The organism is Pseudomonas sp. (assembly GCF_051660785.1).
Taxonomy (GTDB): Bacteria; Pseudomonadota; Gammaproteobacteria; order Pseudomonadales; family Pseudomonadaceae; genus Aquipseudomonas.
The window spans coordinates 34,313-46,117 of sequence record NZ_JBOFQE010000012.1 but is presented as its reverse complement, the minus strand read 5'-3'; the positions used below and the strand labels follow the sequence as shown (position 1 = coordinate 46,117).

The following is an 11,805-nucleotide window of genomic DNA, read 5'->3' as shown; positions in this document are numbered from 1 at the left end:
TCAGGCAAGTTCGATCCAGTGCTGAGCACGGGCAACCTCCATGAACTGCTCGATGTCCTCAGCGAGCTCGGGTACGCCGGGGAACTGCGTGTCCAGTTCGGCGATGATCGCCGCAACATCACGCTGGCCATCGATCAAACCGCCAATCAATGCGGCACTTTCATTGAGCTTGATCATGCCTTCCGGGTAGAGCAGCACATGGCCTTTCTGTGCCGGTTCGTACTGGTAGCGGTAGCCCTGACGCCAGGTCGGGATCTTGCTGCGATCAAAACTCATAAGGTGATTCCTTTATGCCAGACCCGCTGGTCGGTCACGCTGTGATACGGCGGGCGGTTCAATTCGTAGGCCATGCTCATGGCATCGAGCATGCTCCAAAGGATGTCCAGTTTGAACTGGAGAATTTCCAGCATGCGCTCCCGGCCTTCCCGCGTCGTGTAGTGCTGCAAGGTGATGGCCAGACCGTGCTCGACATCCCGGCGCGCCTGACCCAGGCGGGTACGGAAATACTCGTAGCCGGTCGGGTCGATCCACGGGTAATGCTGCGGCCAGCTGTCCAGGCGTGACTGGTGGATCTGCGGCGCAAACAATTCGGTCAGTGAGCTGCTGGCAGCTTCCTGCCAACTGGCCCGGCGGGCGAAGTTGACGTAGGCGTCCACGGCAAATCGCACGCCGGGCAGCACTAATTCCTGCGACCGTAGCTGATCCGGGTCGAGGCCGACCGCCTGGCCCAAACGCAACCAGGCTTCGATGCCGCCGTCTTCACCGGGGGCGCCGTCGTGATCGAGCAGGCGCTGAATCCACTCGCGACGGATCTCGCGATCCGGGCAGTTGGCGAGGATGGCCGCGTCCTTCAGGGGGATGTTCACCTGATAGTAGAAGCGGTTGGCGACCCAACCCTGGATCTGCTCGCGGCTCGCCCGGCCTTCGTACATCGCCACGTGATAGGGGTGGTAGATGTGGTAATAGGCGCCCTTGGCGCGCAGGGCCGCTTCGAATTCGGCGGGGGACATTGGGGTGTCAGTCATTGCGGTTCTCCGGGGACGACCGGTGGATTTTGTCGTGTCTGGACCGGCCTCATCGCCAGCAGGCTGGCTCCCACAGTTGATCGCATTCCCCTGTGGGAGCCAGCCTGCTGGCGATAGACCGCGCAGCGGTCTCGTTGCCCTACAACACTATACTCATGCCGTCATAAGCCACTTCAACCTTGCGCCGAACCAGCTCGGCCCGTTCCGGCGAATCCTCATCAAGAATCGGATTGGTGTTGTTGATGTGGATAAGCACCTTGCGCTGCTTGGGCAACTGTTCCAGCACTTCGAGCATGCCGCCGGGGCCGTTTTGCGCCAGATGGCCCATTTCCCGTCCGGTACGCGTGCCGACGCCACGGCGCTGCATTTCGTCGTCATCCCACATCGTGCCGTCCACCAGCAGGCAATCGCTGCCGGCCATGATGTCCAGCAACGGCGCATCGACTCTGCCCAGGCCCGGGGCATAGAACAGTTTGCCGCCGGTGTTCAGGTCTTCGACGATCAGGCCGATGTTGTCGCCCGGGTGCGGGTCGAAGCGGTGCGGCGAGTACGGTGGCGCAGCGCTGCGCAGGGGCAGCGGGGTGAAGCGCAGGCTCGGGCACGCGGGGATGGTGAAGCTGCGGTCGAGTTCAATGCGGTTCCAGGTCAACCCGCCATTCCAGTGGGTGAGCATTTTGAACAGCGGAAAACCGGTGCTCAGGTCTTCGTGGACCATATCGGTGCACCAGACCTGATGCGGGCAACCTTCACGCAGGCTGAGCAGGCCGGTGGTGTGGTCGATCTGGCTGTCCATCAGGATGATCGCACTGATGCCGGTATCGCGCAGGGCGCGGCCCGGTTGCATCGGGGTATAACTCTGGAGTTGGGCGCGGATGTCCGGCGATGCGTTGCACAGAATCCAGTTCACGCCGTCATCGGAAATGGCGATGGACGACTGGGTCCGCGCCTTGGCGTTCAGGCTGCCGTTGCGAAAACCGGCGCAGTTCACGCAGTTGCAGTTCCACTGGGGGAAACCGCCGCCGGCGGCGGAACCTAGAATCTGGACAAACATGGACGCTCCATCATTTCAACGCTGAAAATAAAAACGCCCCGGTAAACCGAGGCGTTGCACATCATGACAACGACAGACCTTAGCGGCTTGCGAAGTACATGGTGACTTCAAAGCCGATACGCAGGTCGGTGTAAGCGGGTTTGGACCAGGACATGGGAGCGCTCCTTCAGGTGATGAGACAGTTGAGATCTATACATATAGTCCACCTCCAGCCGGAGATGTTCAGATAGTTAGGTGGCTATGTTACTCAAAATTTCAGAGCGATTGGCCGCGAATCTTTGAGAAAGCTAATTGCAGCGTCGGTAATGATCATTTTGCCGCTTGCCAGGGCGCCGTTGTGCAGGCGCTGCTTGCCAAGCAGCGCCAACCACCTTCGGCTTGATTCAGTCGTCGGGTGGCGGCTTTCAACTCTTCGCGATCGATCACCTGAATCGCTTCAGGCAGATGCTCCAGATAATCCGACGAGTGGCCGGCCAGTTTCCCCTGCCAAAGCAGCTCGGCCGCCTGAGGATGGGGCAGTGCGGTGCAGTGGAATTGATCGGCCAAGGCCTGTCGCTGGGCGATGAAGGTCGCGTCATCGATGCCCTCAATCATTGCAGGCATTTCGCTCAAGAAGCGTTCGATGTGTTGCAGCAGATCCTGAGGAGTAACGCTCGGTGATTGAACGCCGAACAACAGCCCGGTTTGCCCATTGATCTGACGTAGGCCGCTGAACACGGCATAACCCAATTGCAGCTCAACTCTCAGGCGCTGATAGAACGGAGTCTGGCACAGGTGCGCGAGCAATCGCCACGCGGCTTCGTCCGCGATGTCCGGCGTGGCCGTCGGACAAAACAGCAACAGTGCGTGTTCGCTGGAGCCGGTGTCGATCGCGCTCCACAGACGCCGAGAGTTTATCGAGGCGGGCGGCGACGGTTGATCGTCCGCAACACCTGGCACGCGGCTCAGAGCCAGGCCCATCGCCGCTTGAGTTTGTACCGACAGGCCCGTCGCCAGACCTTGCCAGCGTGCGCTCGTCCACAGCTGCTGCACGTCATCACTTTCAGCGGTGCGCTCAAGACAATGCTCGGGCAGCGCCTTCAGCAGCTGTCTGATCGGCATCAACGGCACGCTTGGCGGTTCTTCCTGTGGGAAACCGGCGTCAGCTTTTGTCAGCTCTTTCAGCGCATGTTCGAGGACGGTCGGCATCGGCTCCTGCAGTCCTGTCATCTTCAGCAGCCATTCATTGCCGGATGCACTGAAGGAAAAGTCGACGCCCGCCTGACAGGCATCTTCGCTCAAGGGTTGCAGGCGATGTTCCAGGTTCGATTGAAGACGAGGGTGAGGTTTGGCCTGCAATCGCCAGCGCAAATAAATCGCGCCTTCGTCGGTGTTATCCGGTAACGCCTGACTGAACTGCATCGGAGAGTTTTCGCGACGGCTGCGCGAGCGGTCCTGGGCAAATGTCCGCAGGCCGCGGTGTTTGCTGGTCTGGCCACGAATCAGCCCGGCATTGGCCACTAGCGCTTCAGCACGTAAAAAAGGGTTGGGCGTTGGCAATTGCCATTCACTGCTGAAGTTATCCACAGCGCCGATTTTCTTCAGGATGTCCTGGAGCGCTACGACGCCCTGTTCGGATAAGCCTGCTTCAAGCTGCTCGCTGTCCAGTCGCACCCGTTGCAGGGCGCTGCTGACTTGTTGCTGACGGTCGAGCAGGGCGGTGTACTCTTTGCGCAACTCGGTCCAGTTCTGGTGAGCAGCAAAAAAGCCCAGCCAATCCACAAGCCGCTCGCGGATCGTGCTCCCCGGTTTATCTGTGGTGAACTCGACGTGCAGCAACGCTTGCCCGGCGAACTGATACAGCGGCGTGGCCTTCAGGCTGTCCGCCAGCCCTTGCTCGCGCAATTCAGCCAGCAGACCGCCAGGTTTCGCGGCGTTCAGCCAATGACACAGGAACGCTAAAGCTTCGCGGGATGAGTCGGGCAACGCTTCGAACGCGAACAGAAGATCGAGCCGATGTTCGCCAGCCTGTTGATAACTTTTGTCGGAAGAATCCATCAGCGGTGCAGGCGCTTGTTGCGCGACCTTTTCCCCGACGGCAATCGCATCGCCAAAGTGCTGAGCCATTGCCCTCAACTCATCGAGACTTTGTGGGCCAGTCAGGCTCAACGTCATCTGCCCGGTCTGATAAAACTGCCGATAGAAATCCTTCAACGCTTGCTGAAACTCCGGCTGCGGCACCGGCAGGCTGTACCGGTTGCCTGCATGAAATGCCCGAAGCGGATGAGCGGCCGACAATCCATCGAACAACGCGAACTGCTGCTGAGCGGTGGCATCCCGGGACCATGCGACAAATTCAGCGTGCAGCACTTCCCGTTCCCGCTTCTGATCGTCCAGATTCATACGCGGATGAGCGAGCATGTCTGACAGACGCTCCAGCCCACCGTTAAACGCCTGAGGCGGCAGTTCGAAAAAGAAGTCGGTCGTGCGTTCGCTGGTGCGCGCATTGACCTGGCCGCCATGGCCTTGCACGTAGGCCATCAGCCCTTGCCCTGCAGTAAAGCGCTCCGTACCCAGAAACAGCAAGTGCTCAAGAAAATGCGCGAGGCCGGGCCATGCCAGCGGCACGTCGTGACTGCCCGCGAAAACCCGCAACGCAGCGGCGCAGCGCTTCAAATCGGGAGCATGACGCAGCGTCACCCGCAGGCCGTCGGCCAGGGTTTCAGTGTGGGGGCGAGGGTGATTCAGCGCAGGCATGAGCACTTCCAGAGCAGAGAAGTGCCAATGCTAGCGGATAACGATGGATCAGCGCTTGTTCAGCTCGCCGTAAAGCTCTGGGCGGCGATCGATCAAGTAACGATTGGCGGCGCGGGAATCGACCATCAACTGACGATCCAGCTCACCGACAATCAGTGCTTCATCCAGGCCCGCCTGGGCGATGCGGCTGCCATCCGGCGCGGCGATGCTGCTTTGGCCGCAGTAATTGATCTCGCCTTCCTTCCCGCAGTAGTTGGCGTAGGCCACATAACACTGGTTTTCGAAGGCGCGGGCACGGACGGTGACGTCGGCAACGAAGTCGAAGGGAATCATGTTCGCCGTCGGCACCAGGATCAGCTCGGCGCCGGCCAGGGCCAGGCGTCGGGCGTTCTCCGGGAATTCCAGGTCGTAGCAGATCAGAAAGCCGAGTTTCCAGCCATTGAGCTCCACCAGCGGAAACTGATCTTGACCGGCGCTGAACATCGAGTGATCGAGGTCGCCGAACAGGTGAGTCTTGCGGTAGTTGCACAGGCGCTCGCCGTTGGCGTCGATCAACTGCACGGCGTTGTAGATCTGCCCGCCCTCGGTACGCTCGGGGTAGCCGTACAAAATGGCGATCCCGGCCGTCTTGGCAATGCGCGCGATCTGTTGCGCCGACTCACCGTTGTGCACCTCCGCGAGGACACTGACGGCATCGACGCCGATGTTGTAGCCGGTCAGGAACATCTCCGGCAGCACCAGCAAATCTGCGCCTTTGGCCTCAAGCGCCAATTGATGCAGGCGGTGCAGGTTGCCGGCGACATCCAGGGGCAGCGGCGGACATTGGTAAAGGGCTACGCGCATTTAGAACTCCTTTTACTCGGGCAGGGCGATCGGACCGATCTCGTTGAACACATCACCTGGACCCGGGTTCTCGGCGTGAGTTTCACCGCCGAAGTGTTTCATGATGCCCCACACCGCATTGAGCGAGGTCTGCACCGCGCCTTCAACCCACGCCGGCGTCCATGAAACGTCGTCGCCCGCGATGAAAATCCCGCGTTGTTCGGCCGGCATGTCGTCCTGCATGAAGTGCGCGTACATGCGCTGGTTGTACCGGTAGTGGCCGGGCAGGGCGCCTTTGAACGCGCCGAGGAAGTGCGGGTCGGCTTCCCAAGACACGGTGATCGGATCGCCGATGATCCGCGCGGCGATGTCGACTTTCGGGTAGATCTTTTTCAACGCGTTCAACGCGAGTTCTACGCGTTTTTCCACGGGGTGCGGGAGCATTTTCAACGCATCGCTCATCCACGAGTACGAAAGGCAAATCACGCCCGGCTTGTCGTCGCCGTTGTCGAACAGGTAAGTGCCGCGGGTCAGGCGATCGGTGAGGGTCATGCTCATCAGGTCGCGGCCGGTTTCCGGATCCTTGTCTTTCCAGAACGGGCGGTCGACCATCACGAAGGTTTTCGACGACTGCATGTAGCGGGTGCGGTCGAGGGCCATCCACATCTTTTGCGAGAACAGGGTTTCGTCGCATTCGATCTGCGTGGTCAGCAGCCAGCTCTGGCAGGTGGTCAGCACTGCTGCGTATTCGCGGGTGTCGCCGTTGTTATCGGTGACCGCAAAACGGCCGTCCGCAGCGTGGGCGATTTTCTTGACTCCGGAGCGTGGCGCACCTCTGTGCAGCGACTTGAGGCTGGTGCCTTCGGGCCAGTGCACGCAACGTTCCGGCACATGGCGCCAGATGCCTTGCGGCACTTGTTCGACGCCGCCGACCACCAGGTGTTGGTGATCGTCGCAGTTGGTCATCACGACGCGGAAGATTTCCAGCATCGAGTTCGGGAAGTCCGAGTCCCAGCCGCCGGTGCCAAAACCAACCTGGCCGAACACTTCGCGGTGATGGAACGAGAGCTTGGCGAAGGCTTCGGAGGTGGCGACAAAGTCGTAGAAAGTGCGGTCGTCCCACAACGGAACCAGCGTGTTCCAGAGCTCTTTGAGACGCGGCACGTCACGGTCGCGGATCGCTTGCTGGATATCGGAGAACTGCGAGCCGGCCTCCAGCGCATCCGCCCACGCGTCAGCGACTTCCTGGAACAGTGCAGGAAGATCCGCCAGTTTCTGTGCGTAGTGGGTTTTGCCTTCCAGGTCGATCACGGTGCTGCCAGAGGCCGGCGTCAGCGGATTGGGAAAAGGTTTGGTCTCGAGACCGAGCTTATCGACATAGTGATAAAACGCCGTGGACGACACCGGGAAGCGCATGCCGCCCAGTTCGGCGACGATGCCATCGGTCCCGTTGAACGCCTGCGAGCGTAGCCGGCCACCCATTTTCGAGGCTTCGTAGACGACTGGTTTGAGGCCCAGTTTCATCAACTCGTATGCCGCCACCAGCCCGGCGATTCCCGCGCCGACAATCGCCACTTCGGCGCCATGATTGTGCGCCGGAATGCTGCCCAGGCCGGCCGGGTGTTCGATCCAGTCGTCAAAGGCGAAAGGAAAGTCCGGGCCGAAAATGGTGACTGGTTTTTTACCGTCTGCAGGATGGCGATTGTTCTTGTTCATGACTGACCTTACTGGCGAACCGACGCGGAATGCGCATCTGAGTATAGGAAAAGATGGCAGCCATTCTAGAGAGCGTAGAACACGTTAATAAGACGCAATGTGTCGTCGTTTTGCCAATTACTTGATCACTATGACGATCTATTGCTACATACTGACCACTGTGGGAGCGAGCCTGCTCGCGATGAGGCCCTCAAGGTCACTGCAAATCAAACCGGCTGCCCCCGATCTATCTTGCTACTCAAGATGATCGAAGTCGTGGTCTTCTCCACCCCATCCACACTGCCAATCTGATCCAGCAACTGATCCAGCTGCTCCGGCGAGTCCGTGCGCAACCACGCCACATAATCAAATTCGCCACTCACCGCACATAACTGCTGCACCTGGGCCATGGCGCTGAGCCGACGCAGCACTTCCTTGCCCGAGCGCGGTTGCACCGTGATCCCGACATACGCCTGCAATCCACCGTCCACCACCCGTTGACCCAGACGCACACCGTAACCGGTGATGACTTTGGCCTTCTCCAGCCGCGCCAGACGTGAAGTCACCGTGGTCCGTGCGATGCCTAATTGGCGAGCAAGCATGGCCACGCTTTCGCGGGCGTTGATCTGCAACGCCGCGATCAATTGGCGGTCGATTTCGTCAAGAACAGGCGGGCGGGTGTCAGGCAAGGGGCGTCTCCGGCAACACAAATCAGTGAGTCGGCATGTTACAGCACGGCTCGCACAGCGGATGTGTGATCTGGCATCAGTACCGTTCGGGACATTTTCATCTGCGACAAATTGCCATAAGTAACTAGGTAGTACATCATTCCGCGCTTGTCAGAAACGGGGAAAATGATCGACATGAATAATTCTGGGGCTGCCACCGGCGGCAAATGGTTACTGGTGGGGCTGGGTGTCCTGATTGCCTTGATCGGGCTTGGTCTGGCCGGTGGCGGTGGTTATCTGGTGGCGCTTGGCGGGAGCTGGTACTTCCTGCTGATGGGCCTGGCGATGTTGGTGTCCGGGCTGATGATTGCCCGTCGTAAACCGCAAGGCGCGTGGTTGTATGGCGTGGCGTTGATCCTGACGGCGATCTGGGCTGTGTGGGACAGCGGTTTTGAATACTGGCCGCTGGTTTCGCGAGTGTTGACCTTTGCCGTGATCGGCCTGGTGATCGCGCTGATTTATCCAGCGCTGGCGCGTGCTTCGGGCGCGACGGCGGGCCGTGGGGCTTATGGCTTGGCCGGCATCTTGGGCGTTAGCGTTGTTGCAACCATGGCCTACATGTTCGTGCCGACCCACGTTGTCGAAGCCACGACTGAGCCGGCCGTAACGCCGGTCAAACCGGGCTCCGAGCAGAAAGACTGGGCCCACTGGGGCAATACCACCGCTGGCAACCGCTTTGCCGCGCTGGACCAGATTAACAAAGGCAACATCGACAAGTTGCAGGTGGCCTGGACCTTCCGCACCGGCGACATCCCGCAAAGCACGGGCGCCGGCGCCGAAGACCAGAATACGCCGCTGCAGATCGGCGACACGGTCTACACCTGCACCGCCTACGGGAAAGTCTTCGCCCTGGACGCTGACACCGGCGCCCAACGCTGGAAGTTCGACCCGCAAGGCACCGCGCCGAACTGGCAGCGTTGCCGTGGCCTGGGCTATTCCGAAACCCCCGCGTCTTCGGACAATCAGCCGACTGCCTGTACGAAACGTCTGTTTCTGCCGACCGGCGATGCGCGTCTGATCGCGATCAATGCCGACACCGGCAAGCCATGTGAAGAGTTTGGCAACCAGGGCACGGTCGATCTGACCACCGACATGGGCGAAGTGAAACCGGGTTACTACCAGCAGACCTCGACGCCGCTGGTCGCCGGTGATGTGGTGATCGTCGGTGGCCGTGTGGCCGATAACTACTCCACTGGCGAACCGCCAGGCGTGGTCCGCGCCTACGACGTGCGCAGCGGCGAATTGGTCTGGGCGTGGGATCCGGGCAACCCGAACACCACCAAACGCCCGCCCGCTGGCGAGACGTACTCCCGTGGCACGCCGAACGTCTGGTCGGCCATGTCCTACGACGCCAGACTCGGTCTGGTGTACCTGCCCACCGGCAACGCCACGCCGGACTTCTTCGGCGGTCAGCGCACCGAGTTCGACGACAAGTGGAACTCGTCCATCGTCGCCATCGACGTGAAGACCGGTCAGGTGCGCTGGCACTTCCAGACCACTCACCACGACCTGTGGGATTTCGACCTGCCGGCGCAACCGTTGCTGTACGACGTGCCGGACGACAAGGGCGGAATGCAGCCAGCCCTGGCGCAAGTCACCAAACAGGGCGAGATCTTCCTGCTCAACCGCGAGACCGGCGTGCCGATCGCCCGCGTCGAAGAACGTAAGGTGCCGCAAGGCAACGTGCCTGGTGAGCGCTACTCGCCGACCCAGCCGTTCTCGGTGGACATGCCGTCAATCGGCAATAAAACCCTGACCGAATCCGACATGTGGGGCGCCACGCCGTTCGACCAGTTGATGTGCCGCATCCAGTTCAAAGGCATGCGCCACGAAGGCGTCTACACCCCGCCAGGCCTTGATCGTGCGTTGCAATTTCCGGGCTCGCTGGGCGGCATGAACTGGGGCAGCGTATCGGTGGACCCGAACACGAATTACATGTTCGTCAACGACATGCGCCTGGGCCTGGCCAACTACATGATCCCGCGCGACAAGATCGCCGCCGGGGCCAGCGGTATTGAAATGGGCGTGGTGCCGCAGGAAGGCACACCGTTCGGTGCGATGCGCGAACGTTTCCTCTCGGCAGCAGGCATTCCGTGCCAGAAACCGCCGTTCGGCACGATGTCGGCCATCGATCTCAAGACCCACAAACTGATGTGGCAAGTCCCGGTCGGCACGGTGCAAGACACCGGTCCGCTGGGCATCCGCATGCACCTGCCGATTCCGATCGGCATGCCGACCCTCGGCGCTTCGCTGGCGACTCAGTCGGGCCTGTTGTTCTTCGCGGGCACTCAGGATTTTTACCTGCGCGCTTTCGATACCGGCAATGGCAACGAGATCTGGAAGGCGCGCTTGCCTGTGGGTAGTCAGTCCGGCCCGATGACTTACGTTTCGCCGAAAACCGGTAAGCAGTACATCCTGCTGACGGTAGGTGGCGCACGTCAGTCGCCGGATCGGGGGGACTATGTAATTGCGTACGCCTTACCCAAGTAAAGACTGAATCGCAGGTACGAAAAAGCCGCGCCATTGCGCGGCTTTTTCTATTGGATGGACACCCACTGTCAGTCATAGTCGAATGAGAAATCGAGGGATGCGAGGTGACCAAAATGACGAAGAAGATGCCTCCCGCTGTCCGGGATCACGCCGTGCAGATTGCCAATCACGAAATGGGCCACTACGTCGTTGCCCGGGCCCTGGGATTTGAAACGGGTGGCGTGAGCCTGACCATCACCATGGACTTGAGGCATCAAGCCGGCGCCTCCATTACCTTGGCGCGTTCGATTTCCTCCATTGAGGCAATGAAGGAGCATCTGGAAGCCCGGATGATGGTCCTCTTTGCTGGCGCTATGGCGCAGGCATTGGCTTTAAAGCATTCGTCCGGGAGTCGCGTCGATAAGCCGAAGGCGACCGCCATTCTGAGGGGTGAGCTTGGGGCGGAACAGGACTACGCAAAAATAAGGGAATTACGGCACTTACTGCGCAACATCACCTACCCGGAGACGGATCCGGCTTCGTCTGCCCGTATAGCGGCAGAGCTGAAAGAGATTACGGATCGCCTGTGGTTACGCACTCAAACCATCGTGGAGGCATTGGCCGATACGATTAGCGGCTTGGGTGAGGCGTTGGTAGATGGCCTGGGTATCGTCGAGCAATGGGGCAGGGCGACGGATACGTATGAGGGCGTGTTGACGAGGGAAGTGCTTGAGCGGATGGGGTTGGTGCAGGCTATTCCGGCGGTGAGTGTTTGGGCTGGCAATTCCCATCATGGCGATCATCATTCGTAGACAGTGAGTAGTTGAGAGGTAGCGAGAAAACGGTTTCCGAGATCTTGACTACATTTCATCTGCGACATCATCGCTACGTATCTGAAAACCTTTATGGAGCAAAATTTACATGGGCGACAAGAAAGATATTCATGTTGTTCCGCATCCGGACGGTTGGGCTACAAAGAAGGAGGGAGCGGGGCGCGCAGGAGTTGTTACCGACACCCAACAGCAAGCGATCGATCGTGCCCGGGAACAAGCAAAGCGCGATCATGTTGAAGTCGTTATTCACAAAAAGGACGGAACAATTCGAGATAGCGATAGCTATGGCAATGATCCGTCGTCACCGAAAGACAAAAAACACTAATTCGACAGACCGCCAAGTGAGAGAGAGCGGCGGGCGGTGTTGTGTTTTGCTTTTATAGAAATGCCAACACTCAGATTTACAAAAAGCCCTGATACGAAAGCATCGGGGCTTTTTGCTTTCT

At 59.8% G+C, this 11,805-nt stretch carries 11 protein-coding genes; 3 read left to right on the top strand and 8 right to left on the bottom strand.

The window, feature by feature from the left end; genetic code table 11:
- From pqqD to ACRC4F_RS03520, 8 genes are all read right to left on the bottom strand, one after another.
- Positions 1-276, bottom strand: a complete 276-nt coding sequence (gene pqqD / locus ACRC4F_RS03555) for a pyrroloquinoline quinone biosynthesis peptide chaperone PqqD (protein WP_438658111.1) — start codon at positions 274-276, stop codon at positions 1-3.
- On the bottom strand, positions 273-1,025 hold the full coding sequence (gene pqqC / locus ACRC4F_RS03550) for a pyrroloquinoline-quinone synthase PqqC (RefSeq protein ID WP_438658110.1): 753 nt from the start codon (positions 1,023-1,025) through the stop codon (positions 273-275). Before pqqC ends, pqqD begins: the two co-directional genes overlap by 4 nt.
- A gap of 139 nt (positions 1,026-1,164) precedes the next feature.
- Complete coding sequence (gene pqqB / locus ACRC4F_RS03545) at positions 1,165-2,076, bottom strand: pyrroloquinoline quinone biosynthesis protein PqqB (protein WP_438658109.1); 912 nt, start codon at positions 2,074-2,076, stop codon at positions 1,165-1,167.
- 79 nt (positions 2,077-2,155) lie between these two features.
- Positions 2,156-2,230 carry a pyrroloquinoline quinone precursor peptide PqqA gene (gene pqqA, locus ACRC4F_RS03540; protein ID WP_009045898.1) on the bottom strand — a complete coding sequence of 25 codons (75 nt, stop codon included), beginning with the start codon at positions 2,228-2,230 and terminating at the stop codon, positions 2,156-2,158.
- A 155-nt stretch (positions 2,231-2,385) separates the two neighbouring features.
- Positions 2,386-4,812, bottom strand: coding sequence for a pyrroloquinoline quinone biosynthesis protein PqqF (gene pqqF, locus ACRC4F_RS03535; protein WP_438658108.1), 2,427 nt, complete (start codon positions 4,810-4,812; stop codon positions 2,386-2,388).
- 48 nt (positions 4,813-4,860) lie between these two features.
- Positions 4,861-5,655, bottom strand: a complete 795-nt coding sequence (locus ACRC4F_RS03530; protein ID WP_438658107.1) for a carbon-nitrogen hydrolase family protein — start codon at positions 5,653-5,655, stop codon at positions 4,861-4,863.
- Between the two features lie 12 nt (positions 5,656-5,667).
- Positions 5,668-7,350, bottom strand: coding sequence for a flavin monoamine oxidase family protein (locus ACRC4F_RS03525; protein ID WP_438658106.1), 1,683 nt, complete (start codon positions 7,348-7,350; stop codon positions 5,668-5,670).
- A 206-nt stretch (positions 7,351-7,556) separates the two neighbouring features.
- On the bottom strand, positions 7,557-8,018 hold the full coding sequence (locus ACRC4F_RS03520; RefSeq protein ID WP_007980298.1) for an Lrp/AsnC family transcriptional regulator: 462 nt from the start codon (positions 8,016-8,018) through the stop codon (positions 7,557-7,559).
- Between the two features lie 174 nt (positions 8,019-8,192).
- Here ACRC4F_RS03520 and ACRC4F_RS03515 point away from each other — a divergent pair, with 174 nt between their 5' ends.
- The 3 genes from ACRC4F_RS03515 to ACRC4F_RS03505 all read left to right on the top strand — a co-directional run bounded on the left by ACRC4F_RS03515 (position 8,193) and on the right by ACRC4F_RS03505 (position 11,684).
- Positions 8,193-10,547, top strand: a complete 2,355-nt coding sequence (locus tag ACRC4F_RS03515) for a glucose/quinate/shikimate family membrane-bound PQQ-dependent dehydrogenase (RefSeq protein WP_438658105.1) — start codon at positions 8,193-8,195, stop codon at positions 10,545-10,547.
- 113 nt (positions 10,548-10,660) lie between these two features.
- On the top strand, positions 10,661-11,338 hold the full coding sequence (locus ACRC4F_RS03510; protein ID WP_438658104.1) for a peptidase M41: 678 nt from the start codon (positions 10,661-10,663) through the stop codon (positions 11,336-11,338).
- Between the two features lie 109 nt (positions 11,339-11,447).
- Positions 11,448-11,684, top strand: a complete 237-nt coding sequence (locus ACRC4F_RS03505; RefSeq protein ID WP_438658103.1) for a DUF2188 domain-containing protein — start codon at positions 11,448-11,450, stop codon at positions 11,682-11,684.
- The last annotated feature ends 121 nt before the right edge of the window (positions 11,685-11,805 follow it).

Coding starts and splice junctions, on each gene's coding strand:
- ACRC4F_RS03530 (WP_438658107.1), bottom strand. CDS start 5,655: ATGCGCGTAGCCCTTTACCAATGTCCGCCGCTGCCCCTGGATGTCGCC.
- ACRC4F_RS03505 (WP_438658103.1), top strand. CDS start 11,448: ATGGGCGACAAGAAAGATATTCATGTTGTTCCGCATCCGGACGGTTGG.
- pqqB (WP_438658109.1), bottom strand. CDS start 2,076: ATGTTTGTCCAGATTCTAGGTTCCGCCGCCGGCGGCGGTTTCCCCCAG.
- ACRC4F_RS03515 (WP_438658105.1), top strand. CDS start 8,193: ATGAATAATTCTGGGGCTGCCACCGGCGGCAAATGGTTACTGGTGGGG.
- ACRC4F_RS03510 (WP_438658104.1), top strand. CDS start 10,661: ATGACGAAGAAGATGCCTCCCGCTGTCCGGGATCACGCCGTGCAGATT.
- pqqD (WP_438658111.1), bottom strand. CDS start 276: ATGAGTTTTGATCGCAGCAAGATCCCGACCTGGCGTCAGGGCTACCGC.
- ACRC4F_RS03525 (WP_438658106.1), bottom strand. CDS start 7,350: ATGAACAAGAACAATCGCCATCCTGCAGACGGTAAAAAACCAGTCACC.
- pqqF (WP_438658108.1), bottom strand. CDS start 4,812: ATGCCTGCGCTGAATCACCCTCGCCCCCACACTGAAACCCTGGCCGAC.
- pqqC (WP_438658110.1), bottom strand. CDS start 1,025: ATGACTGACACCCCAATGTCCCCCGCCGAATTCGAAGCGGCCCTGCGC.